The sequence below is a fragment of the Thermoanaerobaculum aquaticum genome (assembly GCF_000687145.1).
Taxonomy (GTDB): Bacteria; Acidobacteriota; Thermoanaerobaculia; order Thermoanaerobaculales; family Thermoanaerobaculaceae; genus Thermoanaerobaculum; species Thermoanaerobaculum aquaticum.
On sequence record NZ_JMFG01000020.1, the window covers coordinates 212,970 to 236,843 of the forward strand.

The window sequence follows — 23,874 nt, forward strand, 5'->3', positions numbered from 1 at the left end:
AACCTCTGCCAAGTTGGAGTATGCTTAGCGTCCTATGGAGTTCACACCTCGTGCTCTGGAAGAACGTGCAAGGGTCCTCAAAGAGCAGCTGCCTTCGCTGCCGGTGAGCCTCGCGGTGGTGGCCGGCTCAGGGATTGAGCTGGTACTGCCGGAAGCGCGCAAGCTCTTGGAGCTTGCCTACCATCAGGTTTTCCCCTTCCCGGTGCACGGCTTGATTGGCCACACCCCCACCCTTTCCTTTTGGGAGGTGCAGGGTCGTGGAGTGCTGATGTTCCACGGCCGCTTTCACCTGTACCAGGGGTATTCCGCCGCGGAAGTGGCGGCCATCCCCCGCTTGGCCGGCTTGCTGGGCGTTTCCACCTACATCCTCACCAACGCCGCCGGGGCTCTGGTCCCGACGTTGGAACCGGGTTCTCTGGTGGTCTTGGCCGACCACCTCAACCTGCAGGGGGCCAACCCCCTGGTGGGGGAGTGGGGGCGGTGGCGGGAGCCGGTTTTCCCGGACATGACCCACGCTTACGATCCCGATTTGCGGAAGCTGGCGCTGGAGCTGGCCCGGCAAGCAGGCTTTGCCGTGCAGGAAGGGGTTTACGCCGGGGTTTTGGGTCCGTCCTACGAAACCCCTGCAGAGGTCCGCATGCTGGCGCAATTGGGCGGCACCGTGGTGGGGATGTCCACGGTACAGGAGGTGATTGCCGCCCGACACATGGGCCTTCGGGTTTTGGGCCTTTCGCTGGTGACCAACTACGCCGCCGGCATTGCCACCCGGCCGCTTTCCCATGAAGAGGTGCTGGAGGCGGGGGCGAAAGCTCAAGGGAAGCTGGTGAAGCTCCTCAGCGAGCTCACTACCAAGCTTGTAGCGGCATGAAGGTCACCTCCTTTGCCCTGGGGCCCTTTGCCGCCAACTGCCTGGTGCTGGAAGCCGAGGGCTGCCAGGATGTTTTTCTGGTTGACCCCGGCTTTGACGTGGAACAGGTGATCCTCTGGCTTAAAAGGCGAAACAAAAAGCCCTGCGCCGTGTTGCTCACCCACGCCCATCTGGATCACGCCTGGGGGTGCGGCGCGGTGAAGGAAAGCTTTCCCGAAGTTCCGGTGTGGCTGCACGAAAAAGACCTCCCGCTTTTGGAAAACCTTGCCACCCAGGCGCACATGTTTGGCTTTCCCACTCCTCCTGCGGTGACCGGCGAACCCGTCCTCAAGGACGGCCTGGAGCTTTCCCTTGCCGGGGAAAGGTTTTTGGTGCGCCACTGCCCCGGCCACTCCCCCGGTCACGTGGTTTTCTTGGGTGAGGACAACGGCCAACCCTGGGCGGTGGTGGGGGATGTGATCTTTGCCGGCTCGGTAGGGCGCACCGACCTCTGGGGGGGCTCCTGGGACGAGCTGGAGGCCTCCATTCGCCAGGTGATTTACCGGCTCCCGGGGGACACCGTGCTCTACCCCGGCCACGGCCCCACCACCACCGTGGGCGAGGAACGCCTTTCCAACCCCTTCGTTTCGGACACTTAAGCCCGGGAGCAGAGCCTTTCCACGGTTTCCAAAAGCACCCGAGCGGTGTAAGGCTTTTGCAAGAAGACCACGGAATCGCGGCTCACCAGCCCCGGCGGTAGCGCTTCCGGAGTATGGCCCGAGGAAAACACCACCGCCAAATCCGGTTTCTTTTCAAGGAGGTGCTGGGCCAACTGAATGCCGTTAACCCCGGGGAGGAGCACGTCCACCACCGCCACATGAATTTCGGAGGGCTGAAAGGAACGAAGCGCTTCTTCCGCCGATTTGGCGCACACCACCCGGTAGCCTTCCAGCTCCAGCACCTGCCGCAAGCCCTCGAGAATGGCAGGCTCATCGTCCACCAAAAGAACGCCGCAACCTGCCGGACGCGAAGCTTTCAAGGTGGATGGTGCCGCGCTGGGCTTGGTGGTTTGTGGCGGCGGGATACGGGGCAAGGTCAGGGTCACCTTGGTCCCCACCCCCAGCCTGGAGTCAATCGCCACCGTACCCCCGTGGGCTTCCACCGTGCGGTACACCGTGGTAAGGCCTAAGCCCGTGCCCTGGCCTCGGGGTTTGGTGGTGAAAAAGGGATCGAAAACCCGGGGCAAGTGGACGGGGTCAATTCCGGTCCCCTGGTCTTCCACTTCCAGCACCACCTCTCCGTTCCTGGGATAGGCCCGAATGGCCACCGAACCCCCTTCGGGCATGGCGTCCCGGGCGTTGGTGAGGAGGTTCAGCAGCGCCTGCTGCAGCAAAGCCTCCTCACCCAACACAAACAGCTCCCCTTCCACCTGAAGGTCAAAGTGGAACTGCGGCCCGAAGGTGTGGTGCGCAAGCTCTACCGTGTCCTGAACAAGCTCCGCCACCGCAATTGGTTCGGGCTTCGTCACGGAAGGCCGGGCAAAGGACAAGATGCGCCGCACCACCTCGCCGCCCCGCTGGGCGAGGCTCACCAAATGCTCCACCTTCTCGTGCGCTTCTGGCGGGACCAAGCGTCGAAGGACTTCCGCTTCCGCCACGATGCCCGCCAAGACGTTGTTGAAATCGTGAGCGATGCCGCCGGCCAAAACCCCCAGCGCGGCTAGCTTTTCGTGGGCCGCCAGTCGGCTTTCCAGTTCCTTTTGCTGGCGAAGCAAATGCAATCGTTCCAATTCGCGTCCCAGACGTACCGCGTAAATCTCCAGGATCTGTCGCTCAAGAACTGAAAGCTGCCGGGGTTTGCTATCCAAAACCGCCAAAATCCCCAGGGCCTGCCCGGCGCTGCCCACCAGCGGCATCCCAAAGTAGCACTCGGGAACCACTTGAATCCACCCGGGCGTTCCGAATTGGGCAGCAAAACCCGACGCTAGCTCCAAAGGCCTCTTCTCACGAATGGCCACCTCACAGGGTGTTCCTGCCAAGGGGATAAGTTCCTTTTGTACTGCCCCGTGGGCCCCCAGGAGGGAAAGCTGACCGTCGATTTCCTCGGCCACAAAAACCACCGGCACATGGAGCAGCGCCGCCACCGATTCAGCGGCGGCTTGAAACACGTTTTCCCCCGGAAGCGCCACCACTGCCCTGTAGGCCGCTTCCACCACCTGTCGAGCCGCTTCTTGCTCGGAGTTATCCACAATGGTCCCCAGTACCGCGGGGCCCGAGGGCAGCACCACCCTGGCGCCAAACACCTCCACTGGAAAGCGAGTACCGTTGGCCTTCATGGCCGAAAAAGTATAACGGACAAACTGCACCTCGCCGGTAAAGCGCTTGCGCAGGTTTTCGGCCACCCGCTCGCGATCCTCGGGCGCCACCAAATCGGCAACCAGCTTTTGCTGAATTACCTCGTCCTGGGAATAGCCAAACATCTCTGCCATTCGCGGGTTGCAGTACAAAAACCTGTCCCCCTGAATGAGGTAAACGCCCACCAAACTATGGTCGACCAAGGTTCGGTACAGTTGCTCCGAGGCGGCCAACTGCCGTTCCGCCTCTTCCCGCTCCTTCTCGGCTTGCCGCTCACGCTTGAGGGCCACGCCGGTCATCAACCAAACTGCGGCAGACGTTAACAGCAACAAGCTTCCAATCAAAGTTATCAGGCTGAGCTTCCGGGCATATAAAATTCGGCTCAGAAATGGCGTTTCCACGCGAAAGGAGAGCCCCCCGACCACCTCCCCCGGCACAAACTGCGGATGGCACTGCCGGCATCCCTCCTGGGCCTTCACCACTGAAAGACCCGAGAGACCCTGGCCAAAGCCACCCGGCCACCAGAGCCAAAAGCCCTCGTCAACCCCGGGTAAAGGACGCATCTCCTTCACTGGGGGCGTCGCTTCCTTCACCAATGTGGCGGCATCAAGACTCGGAACCGGCATCAGGTGGGCAGCCTTGGGCTCCTGCGGCACCTCTTGGCCCTGCTGGTAAATCAACTCCAGCGTGCGTTGCCAGTGGTTTACCGCAACGGCCGCCGAATGCTCTACGCTGCGGCGCAAGTTGAGCTCAAGGTAGTTTGAGCCCTGGAGGTACCCCACCACCCCCGCCACCAGCAGCAACAGCTGCAGGGTGAGGGCTAGCCGCACCAGGGGCTTTGCCACCTGTCGGCGAGGGTCGGACATGATTTTATTGTACGCCTAGAACCCGAAACAACTTCCTTACGTTTCATAGGTTGGCGGAGGAAGCTATGCGGCGCTTTCTTGTTTCTCTGATAATGATCTCAGCAGCCCCGCTCCATGCGGCCGAGCGGACCCTGCATTTTTCCCAGCCGGTCGGTGACCTGGAGGCGGTAACCGTTGAAGTAGGCGCCGGCGACGTCACCGTGACCGGCTGCGACTGCAACGAAATCACCGCCCAAGTGACCGTCACCGGCAAGCGCTGGCAGCTGGAGGATCTGGACCTCGAGGCCCAAACCACTGGCAAAACCTTGAAGCTTTCGCTTTCGCCGCGCAAGTACTCGGGCAAGAAAGCCGGCGAAGATTGGACGCTTAAGCTTCCCCGTCAGCTAAACCTGTCCGTAGAAGCCGGGGTGGGCGATGTGCGGATCCGCGGCATGAACGGCGAGCTGGAGGTGCAGTTAGGGGTTGGGGATGTAGTGATCACCGAGCTGGTCTCCAACCTAGTGGCGGAAACCGGCGTGGGGGACGTGGAGGTCCGCGGGTCGTGGACCGCAGTAGGCCGCATGCGGCTTAACACCGGCGTGGGCTCCGTCACGGCGCACACCCCCCAAGGCAAACTCAGCGGCCACGGTATCGTTTCCGAATCCCTGGAGGACAAAGGCCACGGTAAAGCCAGCATCTCCATCGCCACCGGCGTGGGCGACATCACGCTGATCTTGAAGGAAGACCTCTAAGACCGCTTCCAAGAAGATGGCGTATCGAACTATCCAGGCCTCAACTTCTTTGCAAAAGATTTCTACGTTTGCAGCACGCCCCAGCGGTAGGGGGTGAGGGAGCCCTGGTGGGCGCAGGCCTCCAGGCACGCGGCCACCACCTCCCGGGTTTGCCGGGGGTCCAGGATGCCGTCCACCCATAAGCGGGCGGCCGCGTAACGGGGGTCTAAGGTGGCTTCGTAGCGGGCGCGAATATCCGAAAGCAAGCGCTCCTTTTCCTCCTCGCTTACTTCGCGCTTGCCCACCTGCAGTTGCAGCAGGGTCTGGGCCGCTTGATCGCCGCCCATCACCGCAATGCGCGCCGAAGGCCAGGCAAAGATAAACCGCGGGCCGTAGGCCTTGCCGCACATGGCGTAGTTGCCGGCGCCAAAGGAGTTGCCCACTATGATGGTGATTTTCGGCACGGTGCTGTTGGCCACCACGTGCACCATCTTGGCGCCGTCCTTGATGATGCCTTCCCGCTCCGCTCGCGTTCCCACCATGAAGCCGGTGACGTCCTGCAAAAACAAGAGAGGAATGCCCTTTTGGTTCATGAGCTCCACAAAGCGCGCGCCTTTGTCGGCAGCATCGGCGTAAATCACGCCGCCAATCTGCATTTCCTGCTCGGAAGGGTCAAGCCCCCGGCGCCGTGTCACCACCTGCCGCTGATTGGCCACGATCCCCACCGCCCAACCACCGATGCGCCCTTCCCCACACACCAGCGTGCGCCCGGAGGTGGCTTTGTACTCCTCAAACTCCGAGTCGTCCAGGAGGTGAGCCAAAAGCGCGTAGCTGTCGTAAGGCTTGGCGCGATCGGGTGGGATGATCCCGAGAATCCCCGCCGGGTCCACAGCCGGCGGCTTGGGCTCCTGGCGGTCAAAGGGGGCCAGGGGGGGCTTGGCCAGCTTGCTGATGCGGTGGCGAATGGCCTGAATGCAGCTGGCATCATCAGGGAAGCGGTCGTCCACCACCATGGAAATGTCGGTTTGCACTTGGGCACCGCCCAATGACTCAATATCCACGCTTTCGCCAATAGCCGCTTTCACCAGGGCAGGGCCGGCCAAAAAGATAGAACCGGTGCCTTCCACGATAAGTGCTTCGTCGGACATGATGGGCAGATAAGCACCCCCGGCCACGCAAGGCCCCATGATGGCGGCAATCTGGTAAATACCCGCGGCGGAAAGACGGGCGTTGTTGTAAAAAACCCGGCCGAAGTGCTCTTTATCCGGGAAAATCTCTTCCTGCAAAGGCAAAAACACCCCGGCGGAGTCCACCAGGTAAATCACCGGCAGGCGGTTTTCCAGGGCAATTTCCTGCGCCCGGAGGATCTTCTTGCAGGTGATGGGAAACCAAGCACCAGCTTTGACGGTGGCGTCGTTGGCCACGATCACGCAGAGCCTGCCGGAAACCCGGCCAATGCCGGTCACCACCCCGGCGCCGGGTGCTCCGCCCCACTCCTGGTACATCCCCCAGCCAGCCCAGGACCCCAGCTCCAGAAACTCGCAGCCCGGGTCCAGAAGCGCCTCCACCCGCTCCCGGGCCAGCATCTTGCCCTGCTCCTTTTGGCGGGCCGCCGCCTTGGGCCCGCCCCCTTCCCGCAGCTTGGCCGCTTGCGCCGAAAGCTCCGCAAGTACCTGCTCCCAATGCTTGCGAAACTCAGGTTTGCTGGCAGAAGCACTGACCTTGAGCTTCACCCTCGCCTCCCGCGCTCATGGTAACGCGCTTTCTTTGGGCCAGACAGCCTTCCATCGCAGCTTTGAACATTAGCCCAGGCGGTTGGAGCGCTTCCTGCGAGCGAGGAAAAGACGGGAGACCCAAACGTTGTTTTTCCTGTTCCTCAGATACCGCCCATTCCCCGAAGGACCGTCACCCACGGTGGCCGCCGGGCCTCATCGGGATTTGTTCTTAGCAACGCTTTCTACCGCGAGCGGCGGCTCGCTACCTGCAGGGCAGGCCGGGCGTTGGTACACTGCGCCAGATGCTGGCGGATAGCGTGCTCCTGGAAATGGGCGTTCTTCTGGCGCTGGCAGCGTTTCTGGGCGTGGTGGCGCAGCGCCTGCGGCAACACCCGGTCCTGGGTTATCTGCTGGCTGGAATGCTCTTAGGGCCCTCCGGCCTGCACACCGTTCGGCAGCCGGAAGTGGTGGCCATTGCCAGCGAAACCGGCACAGCGCTGCTTTTGTTCGTGCTCGGTTTGGAGTTTTCCTGGTCCAGGCTTCGTTCCTTCGGGGGACGGGTGTTGCGCCTTGGACTGGGGCAAATCCTCTTAACCTTCGCCGTTGTTTGGCTTGCAGTGTGGGCTGTAACCCAGCGTCCGGGATTGGCCTTGGTGTGGGCGGGAGCCATTGCCCTGTCCTCCACGGCAACGGTTGGCAAAATCCTGGAACAGGAAAGGCGGCTGGATTCCCCCATTGGCCGTGCCACCATAGGCACCTTACTGCTCCAGGATGTGGCTGTCATTCCTCTACTGCTGGCGATTTCCGCTTTGGGAAGCTCGCCCACCTCCCAAATCAGCCCGTCAGTGCTGGGCGTTTTGGGGCGCGCCGCGCTTTTTGCCATCACCACCTGGGCTTTGGGTAAGCACCTGCTGCCCTGGGGCCTCCACTGGCTTTCCGGTCGAGAGCGGCGGGAGCTCCAAGTAATTTTTGGTTTTGCTTTTTTGGGCCTGGCGTCCTGGGCTGCCCACGCCCTCGGCCTCTCCCCCGCTTTGGCCGCTTTTCTCCTTGGGGCGTTCCTGGGAGAAAGCGAGTACGCAGTGCAGCTTCGGGCTGATGTGGCGGGGGTCAAGGAGGTGTTCCTCTGCGTGTTTTTCGCCAGCGCCGGGATGTACGTGGACGTTACCTGGCTAGCAACCCACCTGCCTCTGGTGGCTTCCGTGGCGGTGCTGGCGGTTGGCACCAAGGTCCTGACCACCTGGGCGGCAGCGCGTCTGGCCGGGTGGCACCCGCACCTGGCGTTCCCCATTGCCATCAGCCTGGCCCAGCTGGGGGAGTTCTCCTTTGTGCTGGTACGGCAAGGCATAGCCTCGGGGGTCATGGATGCCTCCTCCGCCCAGGTGCTGGTCATTCTCACGGTTTTCACGTTGGCGCTGACACCCCTGGCCCTCCGGCTGGCCTGCAAAAGGGTAGATTTCCGGTCCGGTGAAAAAACCCCGAAGGTTTCGAAGAAGGGCCACGTGGTGGTGGTGGGCTTCGGGCCCGCAGGGCAAACCGTGGCAGCTCATGCCCAAAACGCTGGCCTGGAGGTCACGGTGGTAGACCTGAGCCCAAAACTGGCCAGGGAAGCCCGGGCCACCGGCGCTGCAACGTTGGTGGGCGACGCTACTCACTGGGAAATTTTGGAAAAGGCAGGCGTACCCGAAGCCGCGGCCGTGGTGGTGACCATCCCCGATGACCGGGATGCCCTGCGGGTGGCTCAGCTCGCCGCCCGCGCCATGAAAAACGCACCCATTCTCGTGCGTGCCAGACACCAGGCTACCGTTCCCAGCCTGGAAAAACTGGGGGTTGTGCCGGTGGGTGAAGAATCCCTGGTCGGGGAGGTGCTGGCGGCAAAGCTCCTGGATGCCCTGGGAACCGAGGTCCCCCAGGGCCTGCCCACGCCGCGCCCCACCTAACCTCAAGCCGTTCCCGGCCCAATTTCCCCGGTTTGACCGGCTTTCGTCGCGCAGAACTGCGGACCAGCCATGGAGTAACGTGCCGCGGTCCGATTAGGGGCTTCGCGATGCTCCCATTCATGACCCCAGGCTGGAGGGGTTGCAAAATTTGGAAATTTCTGTCAAGATTTCTCCGTTGGTGGAGACGGGGGGTGCATGCGGATTACCACCAGTGAGGAGTACGGGTTGCGGTTGGCCTTGCAGCTGGCCACCTGCTACCCCCAGGCGCTGACGCTGGGGGAGCTGGCCGAGCGGGAGGGCATTCCGCAGCCGTTGGTGGCCAAGGTGCTGGCCAAGCTGCGTCGGGCCGGGGTAGTTCGCGCCCAGCGTGGCCGGCGGGGAGGCTACGAGCTCACGTTAGAACCCGCGCACGTGATGCTGGACCGGGTGCTGGGGGCTCTGGGAGAGCCGCTCTTTCACCCGGAGTTTTGCCAGGATCACGGCGGGGAGCTGACCGCATGCGTCCATACCCAGGAGTGCTCGGTGAGGCCGCTTTTCTTTCACCTGGACCGCATGTTCCGGGAGTTTTTCGCCCGCACCAGCCTCGCCGATTTGTTAGCCGAAGAACGGGCCCTCCACCGCAAGTTTGCCGAAAGGGCAAGGCCAAGCTTGCCGGTGTGGGGTAGAACACAGCAAGGAGAACGAGCATGACCAAAAAAGTTCCGGTATTTGCCGTTGAGGACCTCCACGTTTGGGTTGGGGAAAAGGAAGTGGTGAGGGGTGTGTCCCTGGAGGTCTTTCCCGGGGAAGTGCACGCCATCATGGGCCCCAACGGCTCAGGGAAAACCACCCTGGTGCAGGCGGTGATGGGGCACCCCGCGTACACCGTGGAGGGCAAGATCTTCCTCAACGGCGAAGACGTCAGCGCCCTGGAGCCCGATGAAAAGGCCCGCAAGGGCATGTTTTTGGCGTTCCAGTACCCGGTGGCGGTTCCCGGCGTGACAGTGGCTTCCTTCCTGCGGGCAGCAGTGGCTGCCCGTCGCGGCCAGGACGTGCCGGTGAAGGAGTTCCGCAAGGAGCTGCTTTCCCGCATGGAACAGCTGGAAATGGACCCCGCCTTTGCCGGCCGCTACCTCAACGACGGCTTTTCCGGCGGCGAGAAGAAGCGCCTGGAAATCCTGCAGCTCTTGATGCTGCAACCGGTGTTTGCCATGCTGGACGAAACCGACTCCGGCCTGGACATTGACGCCCTCAAGGTGGTGGCCTCCGGCATTAACGCCGCCGCTACCCCCGAGCGCGGCTTGCTTTTGGTCACTCACTACCAGCGGCTTCTGAACTACGTGCAGCCCCACGTGGTGCACGTGTTCATGAACGGCAAGCTCGTGAAAACCGGGGGGCCGGAGCTGGCGCTGCAGCTGGAGGAAAAGGGCTACGACTGGCTGGAAGCCCAGGTGGGAGGTGGAGCATGAGCACCGCGGTTCATTTAGACATCAACAAGGACTACGCCGAGCGGTACGGGTTCTCCGACCCGGTGGAGTACTTTGCCCGGGCGCCCAAGGGCATCAACCACGAAGTGGTGGAGATGATCTCGCGCCTCAAGGGCGAACCGGAATGGATGCGGCAGCTCCGCCACAAAGCCCTGGACATCTTTTTCGAAAAACCCATGCCTTCCTGGGGCAACCAGGAGCTTTTAGGCCGCATTGACTTTGACGAAATCACCTACTACGCCCGGGCCACCGAGCGGCCGGAAAAGTCCTGGGACGATGTTCCCGAAAACATCAAGCGCACCTTTGACCGCTTGGGCATCCCCGAAGCGGAACGCAAGTTCCTGGCAGGGGTTTCTGCCCAGTACGAGTCGGAAGTGGTTTACCACTCGGTGAAGAAGGAGCTGGAGGAGCAGGGGGTTATCTTTCTGGACATGGACTCCGGCCTGCGGGAGCACGAGGACATCGTCCGCCAGTACTTTGGCACCGTGATCCCCCCCAACGACAACAAGTTTGCCGCCCTCAACACCGCCGTTTGGTCGGGAGGTTCGTTCATCTACGTGCCCCCGGGTGTGGAGGTGGCCATCCCGCTGCAAGCCTACTTCCGCATCAACGCCGAGCGCATGGGGCAGTTCGAGCGCACGCTGATCATTGCCGATGAGGGCGCCAAGGTGCACTACATCGAAGGGTGCACGGCACCGGTGTACTCCTCCAGCTCCCTGCATTCGGCGGTGGTGGAGCTCATTGCCAAAAAGGGTGCCCACATCCGTTACACCACCATCCAAAACTGGTCCCACAACGTGTACAACCTGGTGACCAAGCGGGCCATGGCCTTTGAAGATGCGGTGGTGGAGTGGGTGGACGGCAACCTGGGCTCGCTTTTGACCATGAAGTACCCCTGCGTGGTGCTGCGGGGGGAGCGGGCGCACGGGGAAATCCTCTCCATTGCCTTTGCCGGACCTGGCCAGCACCAGGACGCCGGGGCCAAGGTCATCCACCTGGCGCCCAACACCACCTCCAAGATCACCTCCAAGTCCATTTCCAAGGACGGCGGTCGCGCTTCCTACCGGGGCCTGGTGAAGATCCGCAAGGGAGCGCACGGCTGCAAGACCACCGTGGAGTGCGACGCCTTGCTCATTGGCGAAAAGGCCCGTACCGACACCTACCCCACCATGGAAATTGCCGAAGACGACGTGCGGGTGGAGCACGAAGCGCGGGTTTCCAAGCTTGGGGACGAGCAGCTCTTCTACTTGCGTTCCCGAGGCTTGAACGAAGAACAGGCCCGGCTCATGATCGTCAACGGCTTCATCGAGCCCTTCGTGAAGGAGCTGCCCATGGAGTACGCGGTGGAGCTCAACCGGCTTATCGCTTTAGAAATGGAGGGTTCCGTTGGCTAGCACCGCCTTACCTCTGACCACGCCCTTTGCCAGCCTCGCCGATCCGGGGCCCCTGAGCCGGGCGCTGGGCGAGCCTACCTGGCTTGCGGACTTCCGCCGGCAAGCTGCGGAAGCGGCGAGAAACGCGCCCCTCCCCAACCGTGCCCGGCACCTGTGGCGGTTTTCCAACCCCGAGCGGTTCCTGCCCAACCAGGACCCCATGATGCTTGGCCCCACTCCCGCACCACCCCCCTGGCGGTTGGACGAGGAGCTTTCGGCAGCGGTGCTGCTTTCCGGTGCCACGGCCCAGGTTGTGCACCTTTCCCAGGAGGCCCAGCGCGCCGGCGTGGTGGTGGCGCCCCTGGCGCAAGCGCCGGTGCAGGAGTTCCTGGGCAAGGCCGTGCCTTTCCAGCATGGTTTTCTGGAAGCCTTAAACGCCGCCGCCTTCCGCCCGGCGGTGGCGGTGCTGGTGCCGCCAGGGGTGAGGCTTGAAAAGGCCATCCGGCTGCGGTTAGTGGCCGATGGGCTTTCCCTCCCCCGCATTTTGGTGGTCCTGGGTGAAGGGGCCAGCGCCGAAATCGTGGAAGGCCACGTGGGTGGCAGCGAAGGCTCGCAGGTTCTAGGCGTGAGCGAGGCGTTCGTGGGGCCTGGAGGGGAGCTCCGCTACGACGTGGTGCAGCGCTGGGAGCTGCCGGTCACCGGCCACCTCACCAGCCGCATCGTTTTGGCAGAAGGAGCCAGAGCGCAGGTGGCCCTGGCGTCGTTTGGTGGTACCCTCACCAAGGTGGACACCGGAGTGATCCTGCAGGGCAAGGGGGCAGAGGTGGAAACCTACGGGGTGGCGCTGGGTGCCGGCAACCAGCACTTCGACCACCACACCGAGCACATCCACGCCGCTTCCCAAACCCACTCCAACCTGGACTTTAAGGTGGCGCTGGCCGGGCAAGCCCGCTCGGTGTACACCGGCCTCATCCGCATTGAAGAGCACGCCGCCACCTGCGAGGCGTACCAGGAAAACCGCAACCTGCTGCTTTCCGAGGAAGCCCGGGCCGAGTCCATCCCCGAGCTGGAAATCCTCAACGAGGACGTGCGCTGTACCCACGGGGCCACGGTGGCACCGCTGGACGAAGAGCAGGTGTTTTACCTGAAGAGCCGTGGTCTCCCCCACCATCAGGCTTTGCGCCTCATCGTTTACGGCTTTTTGGACCAGACCCTTTCGCGGTTGCCGGAAAAAACCCGGGAGCGGATCGAGGCGTTGGTGGCCGGCCGTCTCCACGGGGAGGTGCTATGAACGCCACCGCTACTCAGCCCGTCATCCGCCCGGTGCGGCTGGCGGAGCGCTTCCCGATCCTGCAGCGCACGGTGCGGGGCCGGCGGCTCGTGTACCTGGACAACGCCGCCACCACGCAAAAACCCCAGGAGGTGCTGGAGGCCCTTACCCGCTTTTACACCCACACCAACGCCAACGTCCATCGTGGCGTTCACACCCTGGCCGAGGAGGCTACCGCTGCCTACGAGCACTGCCGGGAGCGGGTGGCGCAGTTTCTGCGCGCTCCCGACCCGCGGGGGGTGGTGATCCTCCGCAACGCCACCGAGGCCATTAACCTGGTGGCCCGCTCCTGGGGGCGCAAGCTGCAGGCCGGTGACGAAATCATCACCTCGGAAATGGAGCACCACTCCAACCTGGTGCCCTGGATCATGCTGGCTCGCGAGCGCGGCCTCAGCTTAAAGCACATCCCCATCACCGACCAGGGCGAGCTGGACTTAGCCGCCTACCGCAAGCTCCTGTCCCGGCGCACCCGGGTGGTGGCGGTCACCGGCATGTCCAACGTGCTGGGCACCATCGTGCCGGTGGCGGAAATCGCCGAAGAAGCCCACAAGGTCGGCGCGGTGGTGGTGGTGGACGGCGCCCAGCTGGTGCCCCATGAGCCGGTGCGCTTTGATGAGCTGGGCTGCGATTTCCTTGCCTTTTCCGCCCACAAGATGTACGGGCCCACCGGTGTGGGTTTTTTGGTGGCCAAACCTGAGCTCTTAGAAGCCATGGAGCCCATCTTTGGCGGGGGGGAAATGATCCGCGAGGTCCACTTGGACCGCGCCAGCTGGAACGACATCCCCCACAAGTTTGAAGCCGGCACCCCAAACATTGCCGATGCCGCTGCCTTCCCCGCCGCTTTGAGCCTCGTGGAGGAGCTCACCCCCCAAGCCATCCGCGCCCACGAGCGCGACCTCACCGCCTACGCTTGGGAGAAGCTGCAGAGCCTGGGGGGCCTCACCCTCCACGGCCCGGCCGATCCCCAACGCCGGGGAGCACTCATTTCCTTTGTGGATGAGCACATCCACCCTCACGATTTGGCCACGGTGTTGGACACCTACGGGGTGGCCATCCGCGCCGGCCATCACTGCGCCCAGCCCCTCATGCGCCGGCTGGGCGTCGTAGCAACGGCCCGCGCCTCTTTTGCCGTATACAACTCTCGGGAAGACGTGGATGCCTTGATCTTTGGCTTGCTGGCTGCACGCAAGTACTTTGGGCTTGCTTAGGAGGTGGCACACCCATGAGTTCTCGCCCGGAAGTGCAACTGGACGAGCTGTACCGGGAAGTGGTCATGGATCACTACCGCCGTCCTCGGGGGCGACAGCCGCTGGGCCAGGTGGACGTTGCCGCCAAGGGCTTCAACCCGGTGTGCGGTGACGAGGTGGAAGTGTTTTTGCAGCTTTCCGGGGAAACCATTGCCCAAGCGCAAGTGAAAAGCCGCGGCTGTGCCATTTGCACCGCTTCCGCTTCCATGATGGCGGAAATCCTTCCCGGAAAGGCCATCACCCAAGCCGAAGCGGACGCCGAGGAGTTCCGCCAGGTCATGCACGGCAAGCCCTTCCCCCAGGATCGGGAGCTGGGGGACCTAGAAGCCCTGGAAGGGGTCAAGCACTTCCCGGTACGGGTGAAGTGCGCGCTTTTGCCGTGGATGACCCTCAAGGACGCCATTGCCGCCTTCCGTCGCGGCGAAAGCAAAGCCGAAACCACAACGGAGTAAAGCCATGGAACTCACGCCCGAAACAATCAAAAAAGCCCTGCAGCCGGTGGTGGACCCGGAAATTGGCATTTCCGTGGTGGACCTGGGGCTCATCCGCGATATTCAAATCACCCCCGAAGGGGTGGTCACCGTGCGCATGACCCTCACCTCCCCCTTTTGTCCCGAAGGCCCGGCCATTGTCCAGGAGGTGGAGCAAACCGTGCGCTTTTTGCCTGGTGTGAAAGAAGCAGCCGTGGAGCTGGTGTGGAACCCCCCCTGGGACCCCCGCACCGAAGCCTCCGACGAAGTCAAAGCCATGCTCGGGATTTGGGATTAAAGATCGGTCCTGTCCGGTGTTCGCTGCACAGAAAAAAGTGCGACCCGCGCTCCTGCGCGTTTTTTTCTGTTAGCCGCCGCAGGAGCGGCGGCCCCACAAAGAGAAAAAATGTGGGACCCGCGCTCCTGCGCGGGTCGTTTCTCCCATTAGCCGGCGCAGGAGCGCCGGCCCCACATTTCTTCCGGCGGGTCCACAAGGGAGGAAGCTTGCGAAAGCGCGACGTTAAAGCTTATCTGGGGGGAGGAGGACCTCGCGGTCTGGGGGGGAATCGGGGGTGATTACCGGGCCGGAGCGGGCGTCTTCGCGGATGATGAGGTCCAAAAAGAGCTCCCGCACCCCGGCTTTGCCCCGTTTCTTGTAAACCCGCGCCACGTCTTTGGGGGAAAGGTCAATGCCGGTCATGTGCTTGAGGTAGGAGGTGAAGATGCGCGGTCGCAACAGCATGATGGCCACCAGCACCACCGCCAGGGTTGCCGCAATCGCCAAAAGCTCAGTGGAAAAACGGTCAAGCTCCATCATCCTCGTCCTCCCGTTCCCCCGTTGAAGCGGGTTCCCCAAAGTAGTCCGGAGGCACCAGGACCTCCCGTCCACGGGAGCCTTGCGCCGGACCCACCAGCCCATCCTGTTCCATGGCGTCCAAAAGCCGCGCCGCCCGAGCGTAGCCCAGCCGGAGCTTGCGCTGGATGTAGGAAGCCGAAGCCTTGCGGGAGCGCACCACCAGGCGGGCGGCCTGCTCGTACATCGGGTCAGAAACCCCATCCTCCGCAAGCTCATTGACTTCGTCCTCGGCCAGCACCGAGGGGTCAAAGGCTGGCTTACCCAACCGGCTGTAGTGCTTGATGACCCGGAGTATTTCCTCCTCCCGCACCAAAGGACCGTGGAGGCGCACCGGCCGCGCCGAGCCCGGGGGCAGGTACAGCATGTCACCCTGGCCCAGGAGCCTTTCCGCCCCATCGGCGTCCAGGATGGTACGGGAATCCACCCGCGCCCGCACTTTGTACGCAATGCGGCAGGGGAAGTTGGCCTTGATGATGCCGGTGACCACATCCACGCTGGGCCTCTGGGTGGCAACAATGAGATGGATCCCCACCGCCCGGGCCATTTGCGCAAGCTGGGCAATGGAGTCCTCCACCTCCCGGGGGCAGGTCATCATGAGGTCAGCAAGCTCATCAATGACGATCACCACGTAAGGCAGCGGCGTGAGCTTTTCGCCCCGCTCCTGCTCTAAGGCTTCCCGCTCCTCCTTGCGGGCCAGGAGGTTGTTGAACTGCTCCAGGTTGCGCACCCGGCAGTGGGCCAAAAGCTGGTAGCGCTGGCGCATGGTGCGCACCGCCCAGGCCAGCACCTTCGCGGCAGTGCGGGGATCGGAAACGATGGGGGTCAGAAGGTGGGGGAGCTTTTCGTACATGCCCAGCTCCACCATCTTGGGGTCAATCATCACGAAACGCACGGTTTCCGGCGTGGCCTTGAAGAGGATGGACATGATCATGGCGTTGATGCCCACGCTCTTTCCCGAACCGGTAAAACCACCGATGAGCAAGTGGGGCATGCGCGCCAGATCGGCCACCACCGGCACCCCGCGGATGTCTTTGCCCAGAGCCAAGGTGAGGGGCGAGGGGGCGTTGATGAAGCGGGAGGATTCCAGGATCTCCCGCAAAACGATGGTTTGCCGCTCAGGGTTGGGGACCTCCACACCCACCGTGGCTTTGCCGGGAATGCGCTCCAGGCGCACCGCTTCCACCCCCAGCTTCAGCGCCAGGTCTTCCTCCAGGCGAACCACCTGGGCGTACTTCACCCCCGGCGCCGGCTGAAACTCGAAGGTGGTGATTACCGGACCGGGGGTGACCCCGTCCACCCGGCCCTCCACCTTGAACTCCAGGAACTTCTCCTCCAGCATCCGGCGCATGGCCTCCAGCTGAGCGGGGTTGGGCGGGTTGTGGGGTGGTGGCGGATCCAGGAGGTTAAGGTCGGGTAACGCTGCCGGTGGTGTTTCCACGATGAAATCAAACGCCTGCTGCTTCACCGGCTCGGGTTCTTCCACCACCACCTCGGGCAAAACCGGAGCCGGCGTCACCACCTCCGGCCCTGCGGGGCGCTTCGGAGCCGGTGGCCGCTCCGCTGGCGGCGGCCAGGAGGCCAGCCGGTGAAAGCGGAAACCTCCGGCTTCCAGGGGTTGCCACACAAAGGGGGGTTCCACCACCGGTTGGCGGGCCCTGTGTTGGCGCAGGAGCTTTTTTTCCAGCTTGCGGCGCTGCCGGGCCTGCCGCAGCCGCTGCCAGCGGGCCCGGGAGTCGGAAAGCTTGCGGTGCCAGGAATCCCGCACCGTGCGCGCCACCGCAAGCGGGGCCCGGCGCAGGCCGAAGATCACCCCTCCCAAAGCACCAAAAAAGCACACCACGAACGCTCCCACCTGGCCCAAACTGGCTTCAAGACCACGAAACACCAGGACGCCCAGCTCGCCCCCAAGCTTGAGCTCCCCACCGCGGTAGGGGACAGGACCCCAGAGCCCGGCCAAAAGCCCCCCGCCCAAAACCACCGTGGCCAAAAGACACACGAATGCCCCTCTGGCGCCTTCTACGGTTTCGCCGGAAAGCCAGCGCCAACCCACCCGCCCCAGGGCCCACACAAAAACCAGGGAAAAAAGCCCGAAAAGCCCCACGAGCACCCCGCCCACCCAGGCCCCAACCCGCCCCACCCAGTTGTGGATTTGGTCGGAGCCCGCAGAAAGCCAGGAGGGGTCCAGGGGGTGAAAGCTCACCAGCGCTAAAAACAGCAACAGGGCCAGCACCACCAAGAGGAAACCGGCCACGTACCGGGGCATTTCCGAAGGGGAAAGCCTCACGCCCACCATCCCAAAAAGTAACCAGCAACCACCAGAAGACAAAGCGGCAGCAGGTACCAGGCAAAGACCGCCAAGCGCCCGCTGCGAACCAGCTTGCGCACCGCCGTCAACGCGAAAAGCCCGGTCACCGCCGCCGCCAAACCGCCGGCCAAAGCCGGAGCCAGCCACTGGGAGCCGGAGGCCATAAGCGCATCCTTCTCCCGCATCACCTCCACCAAGGTTGCTCCCGCCACCGCCGGCAACGAAAGCAAAAACGAAAAATCGGCAGCCCAGGGTCGCGTCACCCCCACCGCCAGGCCCACGCTAATGGTGGTTCCCGAGCGGGACAAACCCGGGAAAACCGCCACCCCCTGCGCCAGCCCCACCGCCACCGCCTGCTCCCAGGTGGGAAGCCTCTCCCCTTGGGTTTTGCTCTTGGATGACAGCAAAAGCAGGATGGCCGTAAGGGCAAAGCCGCCGGCTACCCACAGCGGCTTTTCAAAAGCGGCTTCCGCCCGCGCCCGCAGGGGAAAAGCCACGGCGGCGGTGGCAGCGGTGCCCAAAAGCAGCAAGCCGGCAAGCCTCACCGCGTAGCCTTGCCGAAAGGCCTCGCGGATGCGCCCCCACTCCAAAACCAGGATCGAGACCATGGTGCCCACGTGCAGCACCACGTCGAAGAAAAGCCCCGGCTGGGAAAAGCCGGGGATCAGCATTTGCGCCAGCGCCAAATGACCGGAAGAGGAAACCGGCAAAAACTCGGTCAGTCCCTGCAAAACTCCCAGAAGGATCGCTGTGATCAGGCTCATTTCAGATCTCCACGGTGAGGGCCACCACCCGCGGTTTTTTCCCCAGGCGCTTGCGCAGCTCGGAACGTAGCCATGCCTGCATTTTAGCCCGCACGTTCTCGGGGTCTTTGGCCAAAGGAGAGCTTTCCTGGCGCAAAAAGCCCCCCAGCTCGGCAGCCAAGTGGGCGCGGTTGATGCCGGGAAGCCGCAAGCCAAAGCACTCGATGTGCGGGTTGGGCAGAGGGACCTTGGGGTCGCTGGGAATGGCGGCCACCGCCACCACCACCCCGCCTTTGGCCGCCGCCCTGCGCTCCCAAACCACGGCGGAGTCCAGGGTTTCCTGGTCGGCGTCCACCAAGAGGCGACCCACCGGCCGCAGCTCGCCGGTCTCCTCCAAAACGCCGGCCCCGTAGCGGAAGACCCGGCCGTTTTCCACCACCAGCGAGCGCGCCCCGTGCGCCCGGGCCAGCCGCTGAAGCTCAGAAAGCTGCCGCAGCCGGCCGTGGATGGGCACCACCCAGCGGGGGCGCAGCAGCTCCAATACGGTGGCAAGCTCGGGGGCTGGTGCGTGTCCCGAGGCATGGGTGGGGGCCTCGTGGGCGGTCACTACCCTGGCCCCCCGTCGCACGCAGTGGTCAAAGATGTGATCCAGGCGCTTTTCGTTGCCGGGAATGACCCGCGCGGCGTGGATCACCACGTCCCCCGGCGCCAACTTGAACACCGGCAACTCGTCCATAGCCAGGCGGGGAAACACCGAGGTGGGCTCCCCCTGGGAGCCGGTGACCACCAGCACCAGCTTTTCCCGGGGGAGTCTCGCCAGTTCCCGCGGCGAGCGGACCACCCCCGGGGGCAGCGCAAAAGTACCCTGGCCTAGCTGCACGCTGAGCATTTCCTCGATGCCGCGGCCAAGGGGGATCACCACCTTCCCGGCTGCTTTCGCGGCCTGTACCAGCTGGAAGAACCTCCCCGCATGGGAGGCAAAGCTCACCGCCACCACCGCTCCCGGCGCTTCCGCCACAAGTGCGGCCAGCGTGGCGGCCACCACTTCTTCGCTGGGGGGAGGCTCTGCCACCAGGGCGTTGGTGGCATCCAGGAACAACACGTCCACGCCTTCCTTCCCCCACCGCGCCAGCACCTCCCGGTCCGTGGTTTCCCCCAGGGCCGAGGGGGCAAGGCGAAAATCGGTGGCCACCATCACCGTGCCCCAGGCGGTTTGCAATCGCAAAAGCACGCTGCCGGGAATGGAGTGGGACACGGGGAGGGCATCCACCCGCAGGCCGTCCAGGTGGAGGGGTGCGCCCCCCAGCTTCAGGCCTTCCCGCGGTTCCTCCAGGAGCCGGCGGATCCACGGCCAGGTGCCGGGGGAAGCGGCCAGCGGAGTTTCAGGAAAAACTCCGGCAAAGAAAGGCAAGCCCTTGAGGTGATCGTCGTGGGCGTGGGTGAGCAGCGCGAGGGCGGGGTTTTGACCGGCAAGGGCCGCAAAATCCGGGACCTCGTAGCTGACCCCGTACTCCTCCAGCGTTCCCAGCGCAACGCCAGTATCTAAAACCACCCGAAGCCCGGAAGGCACATCCAGAACCAGGCAGTTGGCGCCGAACTCCCCCAACCCTCCCACCGGCCAAAAGGTCAGGCTCACCCCTGTCCCTCCCACGTGTTGGCTAAGGAAAGCCACTGCTCCAGCGTCAAATCCTGCGGACGCAAATCCCCGGAAACCCCCGCCCGCTCAAAGCAGCCGGCAAGGTCCCCAGCCACTCCACCCAAAGCGTTGGAGAGCTTCTTGCGCCGGTGGGAAAAGGCCCTGCGGGCAAGCTTGATGGCTTTCTCCACCGCTTCCTGCGGGGCTTTTCTGTGGCTTTTGAGCTTCACCACCGCCGACGTCACCTTTGGCGGCGGGGAAAAGCAGCGCGGGGACACGGTGAACAAAAGCTCCCCATCGGCCAAAAGCTGAACTTCCACCGACAAAGCCCCGCGCTCCCGATGCCCGGGAGGGGCCAGCATGCGCAGCGCCACCTCCTTTTGCACCATCACCACCAGCGTGGGAAACGTCTCGCCGGCCCACAAGAACCGGCGGATGATGGGCGTCGCCACGCTGTACGGCAGGTTGGCAGCCACGTTCCAGGGTCCTTCCTCAGCTAGCGCCGCAAGGTCTAGCTGCAGCGCGTCCCCCAGGGTCACCTCCAACCCCTCGGGATCCCCCAGGCGCTCCCGCAGGCTGGTGGCAAAGGCCGGATCCAGCTCCACCGTGTGCACCTTGGGAAAACGCGCCAAAAGCCTGGTGGTGAGCGCTCCCTTGCCGGGCCCTACCTCCAGCACCCGGGGCGGCTCCTCCGGCACGGCCGCAGCAATGGCTTCGGCAACCCGCCCATCGCGGAGAAAGTGCTGGCCCAGCCTCTGCCGTCGTCCTCTGCCCATACCCCTTCCTTGCTACAATAGCGCACCCGGGACACGGGGAGTGCAAGGAGGCTTTATGGCTGGCAACGCTATTCAGGTGACCGACCAAGATTTTGATGAAAAAATCCTCAACGGTGGCAAACCCGCCATGGTGGACTTTTGGGCCGTTTGGTGCGGCCCCTGCCGGATCATTGCCCCCCACGTGGAGGCCCTCGCCCAGGAGTACGCCGGGAAGGCCATCGTCGCCAAGCTGGATGTGGACCAGAACCGGCAAACCGCCATCCGCTTTGGCATCCAGTCCATCCCCACGCTGTTGTTCTTCAAAGATGGCAAGCTGGTGGACCGCGTGGTGGGAGCGGTGGACAAAAAGGTGCTGCAGAGCAAGCTGGAGGCGCTGCTCGCGTGAGCAAAGGCCAGCTTTCCCCCCAGCGTAAAACGCTGCGGGGGCCCAGAGGACAGGTGGGGTACGAAGTTTGGGGGGCGGGAAAACCGCCCCTTTTGCTGGTGGCCGGCTTGGGCTCCCGCACCACCCTTTGGGGCGAGCTCCCGCGCCTTTTGAGCGAGCACTTCACGGTGCTGGCCTACGACCACCGGGGCGTGGGCCGTTCCCCGGGGGGAGCCCCGTTTACCCTGGCGGGTTCTGCCGAAGACGGGGCAGCGGTGGTGGCCGCCGAAGGCATGGATAGCGCCGCGGTGGTTGGCGTTTCCATGGGTGGCTTGGTAGCTTGCCACCTGGCCTTCCGCTACCCCTCCCGGGTGCATCGTTTGGTGGTGGCTTCCTCCGCCGCCCGTCTCACCCCTCACGGTGAGCGGGTGCTTGCCTTTTTTGCCAGCATCTTCAAGCTTCCCCCGGAGGAGGCGGGCCAAGCGCTCATGGCCTTTGCCTTTTCCCCGCAGTTTACTGACCGCTTTCCAGGGTTTGTGGACACCGCCGCCCGCCTTTACAGCTTGCCGCCTGAAGACCTCCCCGGGGCCCTCGCCCAGCTTGCCCACCTCCGCCAGGGGTGGGACCTGCGCCCCATCCTCGGCCACATTCGCTGCCCTGCCCTGGTCATTGCCGGCGAGCTGGACCCCCTGGTGTCGGCGGCGTACACCAAGGAAATTGCCGACGCCCTCCCCAACGCCCGCTTCCGCCTGGTCCCGGGGGCGGCCCACTCGGTGCTGGCGGAAGGGGGCAGCGAGCTTTTGCAGGAAATCATTCGCTTTTGTCTGGGACAAAGCTAGCCCAGAAGCCCACGCGGGTTTACACTGCAGCACCGTGCGGCGGCGACTGACCTACGGCGTTTCGTTCCTGCTGGCGGTGCTGGCCACCGGAACCCTGGGGTACCACTTCATCGAAGGCGCCTCCCTCTGGGATGCCTTTTACATGACGGTCATCACCATCACCACCGTGGGCTACCGTGAGGTTTTCCCGCTTTCCCTGGCAGGCCAGGTCTTTACGGTGTTGCTGCTGGTGGCGGGGCTGGGGCTCATCTTCGTGGTGGCCACGGAAATTGGCCGCTCGATGCTGGAAGGGGAAATTCGCCGGGTCTTGGGGAGGATGCGCCGGTCGCGAATCCTTGACCGCGTGCGGGACCACGAAGTGGTTTGCGGGTACGGGCGCATGGGCCGGGCGGTGGTGGAAGCGCTCCGCCAGGCGGGGCGCCCCTTCGTGGTGGTGGAGAAAAACCTGGAAAAGGTGGCGTCTCTGGATGAAATGGGGGTGGCGGTGGTGCGCGGTGACGCCACCCAGGAAGAGGTGCTGGTGGCGGCCGGGGTACCCCGGGCCCGCGGCCTGGTGGCCTGCTTGGCCGACGACGCCCACAACGTTTACACCGTCCTCACCGCCCGCTCCCTGAACCCTGGCCTCTTCATCGTTGCCCGGGCCTCCGAAGACGGCGCCGAACAGCGGCTTTTGCGGGCCGGCGCCAACCGGGTGGTCAACCCCTACCGGCTGGGAGGCTTGCGGCTCGCCCACGTGCTCACCAAGCCCGCGGTGGTGGATTTCCTGGAGCTTTCCCTGGGCCCGCGAGGGCAGGGCCTGGAGCTGGAAGAGGCAGCCATCGAGGAAGAAAGCCCGCTGGTGGGCAAAAGCCTGCAGGAGCTCGACCTGCGCCGAAAGTTCCACATTGGCGTGGTGGCGGTGCAGCGGGGGCAAGAGTTTGTCCCCAACCCCGAAGCTTCCTTCCGCTTGACCGCCGGAGACGTCCTGGTGGTCATTGGCGCCAAGGAAAGCCTCGAAGCCTTTGAAAAAACGCTGCTGGGGGCAAACCCCAAGGGAGGAAACTCATGAGGCTGGCTCGCCTGTTGGTGGCCGGACAAGCCCGGTGGGGCATGGTGGAGGACGACCGTATCAAGCTGCTGTCAGCCGCCCCCTGGCAGGACCCAAAGCCCCTGGGGGGCAGCATCCCGTTGGAGGGCGCACAGCTCCTTCCCCCGGCGGAACCGTCCAAGATCGTGTGCGTGGGCCTGAACTACCGCGCCCACGCCCAGGAAATGGGCAAGGAACTCCCCTCGGAACCCTTGCTCTTCCTGAAAAGCCCCCAGGCGCTTTTGGCCCCCGGCGGCACCGTGGTTCTTCCCCCCGACTCCCAACAGGTGGAGCATGAAGGGGAGCTGGCTTTGGTCATCGGCAAACCTGCCAAAAACGTCAAAGCCGAGGAAGCGTTGGGCTACGTGCTCGGCTACACCTGCCTGGACGACGTCACCGCCCGCGACATCCAGCGGCGGGAAAAGGTTTACGCCCGGGCCAAAGGCTACGACACCTTTTGCCCGGTCGGTCCTTGGCTGGAAACCGACATTGCCGATCCCCAAAACCTCACCCTCACCTTGAAGGTCAACGGGGAAGGCCGCCAGCAGGGCAGCACCTCCGACATGATCTTTTCGGTGGCGGAAGTGGTGGCCTTTATTTCCCGAATCATGACCCTCATGCCCGGCGATCTTATTTCCACTGGCACCCCGCCCGGGGTTGGCCCCTTGCGCCCCGGCGACCGCGTGGAGCTCACCATCCCCGAAATCGGCACCTTGCACCATGGGGTGGCCAGGCCGGAAGATCAGGGCTAAAAGGCAGACTTTTCTGCCGCGCCATGTGCGGCGCCTCGCGGGCTAAAAAAGCCATACACACCACAAATGGGGCACCCACGCCCTGTCCCTTCGTCAAAAGAAAACTGTGGGACCTGCGCTCCGTCGCGGGTCGCTTTTCTGTTAGCCGGCGCAGGAGCGCCGGCCCCACATTTCTCGCGGCGGCCCCGCATTTTTCACGGCGGCCCCACATTTTTCGCGGCG

General features: G+C 63.9%; 22 protein-coding genes. 15 read left to right on the forward strand and 7 right to left on the reverse strand.

Annotation, left to right across the window (positions count from 1 at the left end; genetic code table 11):
* The first annotated feature begins 34 nt into the window (after positions 1 to 34).
* Both EG19_RS08270 and EG19_RS08275 read left to right on the forward strand, forming a co-directional pair.
* Positions 35 to 868: a purine-nucleoside phosphorylase gene (locus EG19_RS08270; protein WP_038049475.1), complete on the forward strand. Its 834-nt coding sequence runs from the start codon at positions 35 to 37 to the stop codon at positions 866 to 868.
* Positions 865 to 1,506: an MBL fold metallo-hydrolase gene (locus EG19_RS08275; protein ID WP_038049478.1), complete on the forward strand. Its 642-nt coding sequence runs from the start codon at positions 865 to 867 to the stop codon at positions 1,504 to 1,506. The genes EG19_RS08270 and EG19_RS08275 overlap by 4 nt, the downstream gene beginning before the upstream one ends.
* Here the strand turns inward: EG19_RS08275 and EG19_RS12735 are convergent.
* A complete protein-coding gene (locus EG19_RS12735; RefSeq protein ID WP_053335110.1) occupies positions 1,503 to 4,067 on the reverse strand; it encodes an ATP-binding protein in 2,565 nt (854 codons plus the stop codon). The two genes, EG19_RS08275 and EG19_RS12735, sit on opposite strands and share 4 nt — an antisense overlap.
* A 65-nt stretch (positions 4,068 to 4,132) precedes the next feature.
* On the opposite strand from EG19_RS12735, the gene EG19_RS08285 reads away from it, so the two are divergent.
* Positions 4,133 to 4,798, forward strand: coding sequence for a toast rack family protein (locus EG19_RS08285; RefSeq protein WP_038049481.1), 666 nt, complete (start codon positions 4,133 to 4,135; stop codon positions 4,796 to 4,798).
* 62 nt (positions 4,799 to 4,860) lie between these two features.
* On the opposite strand, the gene EG19_RS08290 is transcribed toward EG19_RS08285, so the two are convergent.
* Complete coding sequence (locus tag EG19_RS08290) at positions 4,861 to 6,510, reverse strand: acyl-CoA carboxylase subunit beta (protein WP_038049483.1); 1,650 nt, start codon at positions 6,508 to 6,510, stop codon at positions 4,861 to 4,863.
* A gap of 284 nt (positions 6,511 to 6,794) precedes the next feature.
* On the opposite strand from EG19_RS08290, the gene EG19_RS08295 reads away from it, so the two are divergent.
* The 8 genes from EG19_RS08295 to EG19_RS08330 all read left to right on the forward strand — a co-directional run bounded on the left by EG19_RS08295 (position 6,795) and on the right by EG19_RS08330 (position 14,613).
* Positions 6,795 to 8,429: a cation:proton antiporter domain-containing protein gene (locus tag EG19_RS08295; RefSeq protein WP_038049484.1), complete on the forward strand. Its 1,635-nt coding sequence runs from the start codon at positions 6,795 to 6,797 to the stop codon at positions 8,427 to 8,429.
* A gap of 195 nt (positions 8,430 to 8,624) precedes the next feature.
* Positions 8,625 to 9,119, forward strand: coding sequence for an RrF2 family transcriptional regulator (locus EG19_RS08300; protein WP_038049486.1), 495 nt, complete (start codon positions 8,625 to 8,627; stop codon positions 9,117 to 9,119).
* Complete coding sequence (gene sufC / locus EG19_RS08305) at positions 9,116 to 9,877, forward strand: Fe-S cluster assembly ATPase SufC (protein WP_038049489.1); 762 nt, start codon at positions 9,116 to 9,118, stop codon at positions 9,875 to 9,877. The genes EG19_RS08300 and sufC overlap by 4 nt, the downstream gene beginning before the upstream one ends.
* The gene (gene sufB, locus EG19_RS08310; RefSeq protein WP_038049491.1) at positions 9,874 to 11,289 is read left to right on the forward strand and encodes a Fe-S cluster assembly protein SufB; all 1,416 of its coding nucleotides are present in this window, start codon (positions 9,874 to 9,876) and stop codon (positions 11,287 to 11,289) included. Before sufC ends, sufB begins: the two co-directional genes overlap by 4 nt.
* Complete coding sequence (gene sufD, locus EG19_RS08315; protein WP_053335111.1) at positions 11,282 to 12,559, forward strand: Fe-S cluster assembly protein SufD; 1,278 nt, start codon at positions 11,282 to 11,284, stop codon at positions 12,557 to 12,559. Before sufB ends, sufD begins: the two co-directional genes overlap by 8 nt.
* Entirely contained in the window at positions 12,556 to 13,806 is a 1,251-nt protein-coding gene (locus tag EG19_RS08320; protein WP_053335112.1) for a SufS family cysteine desulfurase, read from the forward strand. The genes sufD and EG19_RS08320 overlap by 4 nt, the downstream gene beginning before the upstream one ends.
* A gap of 14 nt (positions 13,807 to 13,820) precedes the next feature.
* Positions 13,821 to 14,297: a Fe-S cluster assembly sulfur transfer protein SufU gene (gene sufU, locus EG19_RS08325; protein WP_053335113.1), complete on the forward strand. Its 477-nt coding sequence runs from the start codon at positions 13,821 to 13,823 to the stop codon at positions 14,295 to 14,297.
* 4 nt (positions 14,298 to 14,301) lie between these two features.
* Positions 14,302 to 14,613: a metal-sulfur cluster assembly factor gene (locus EG19_RS08330; protein WP_038049493.1), complete on the forward strand. Its 312-nt coding sequence runs from the start codon at positions 14,302 to 14,304 to the stop codon at positions 14,611 to 14,613.
* Between the two features lie 222 nt (positions 14,614 to 14,835).
* Here EG19_RS08330 and EG19_RS08335 read toward each other — a convergent pair whose 3' ends face one another.
* The 5 genes from EG19_RS08335 to rsmA are packed head-to-tail and all read right to left on the reverse strand — an operon-like array spanning position 14,836 to position 20,631.
* The gene (locus EG19_RS08335) at positions 14,836 to 15,132 is read right to left on the reverse strand and encodes a hypothetical protein (RefSeq protein ID WP_038049495.1); all 297 of its coding nucleotides are present in this window, start codon (positions 15,130 to 15,132) and stop codon (positions 14,836 to 14,838) included.
* Complete coding sequence (locus EG19_RS08340; RefSeq protein WP_161685518.1) at positions 15,119 to 17,455, reverse strand: FtsK/SpoIIIE family DNA translocase; 2,337 nt, start codon at positions 17,453 to 17,455, stop codon at positions 15,119 to 15,121. Before EG19_RS08340 ends, EG19_RS08335 begins: the two co-directional genes overlap by 14 nt.
* Positions 17,452 to 18,240: an undecaprenyl-diphosphate phosphatase gene (locus tag EG19_RS08345; protein WP_038049497.1), complete on the reverse strand. Its 789-nt coding sequence runs from the start codon at positions 18,238 to 18,240 to the stop codon at positions 17,452 to 17,454. The genes EG19_RS08340 and EG19_RS08345 overlap by 4 nt, the downstream gene beginning before the upstream one ends.
* Position 18,241: 1 nt before the next feature.
* Entirely contained in the window at positions 18,242 to 19,855 is a 1,614-nt protein-coding gene (locus EG19_RS08350; RefSeq protein ID WP_038049498.1) for an MBL fold metallo-hydrolase RNA specificity domain-containing protein, read from the reverse strand.
* Positions 19,852 to 20,631: a 16S rRNA (adenine(1518)-N(6)/adenine(1519)-N(6))-dimethyltransferase RsmA gene (rsmA, locus tag EG19_RS08355; RefSeq protein WP_038049501.1), complete on the reverse strand. Its 780-nt coding sequence runs from the start codon at positions 20,629 to 20,631 to the stop codon at positions 19,852 to 19,854. The genes EG19_RS08350 and rsmA overlap by 4 nt, the downstream gene beginning before the upstream one ends.
* Before the next feature lie 55 nt (positions 20,632 to 20,686).
* Here rsmA and trxA point away from each other — a divergent pair, with 55 nt between their 5' ends.
* The 4 genes from trxA to EG19_RS08375 are packed head-to-tail and all read left to right on the forward strand — an operon-like array spanning position 20,687 to position 23,652.
* On the forward strand, positions 20,687 to 21,016 hold the full coding sequence (gene trxA, locus EG19_RS08360) for a thioredoxin (protein ID WP_038049504.1): 330 nt from the start codon (positions 20,687 to 20,689) through the stop codon (positions 21,014 to 21,016).
* Positions 21,013 to 21,834: an alpha/beta fold hydrolase gene (locus EG19_RS08365; RefSeq protein ID WP_038049507.1), complete on the forward strand. Its 822-nt coding sequence runs from the start codon at positions 21,013 to 21,015 to the stop codon at positions 21,832 to 21,834. Before trxA ends, EG19_RS08365 begins: the two co-directional genes overlap by 4 nt.
* 34 nt (positions 21,835 to 21,868) lie before the next feature.
* Positions 21,869 to 22,882: a potassium channel family protein gene (locus EG19_RS08370; RefSeq protein ID WP_053335115.1), complete on the forward strand. Its 1,014-nt coding sequence runs from the start codon at positions 21,869 to 21,871 to the stop codon at positions 22,880 to 22,882.
* Positions 22,879 to 23,652, forward strand: a complete 774-nt coding sequence (locus tag EG19_RS08375) for a fumarylacetoacetate hydrolase family protein (RefSeq protein ID WP_038049509.1) — start codon at positions 22,879 to 22,881, stop codon at positions 23,650 to 23,652. The genes EG19_RS08370 and EG19_RS08375 overlap by 4 nt, the downstream gene beginning before the upstream one ends.
* Positions 23,653 to 23,874 lie beyond the last annotated feature (222 nt).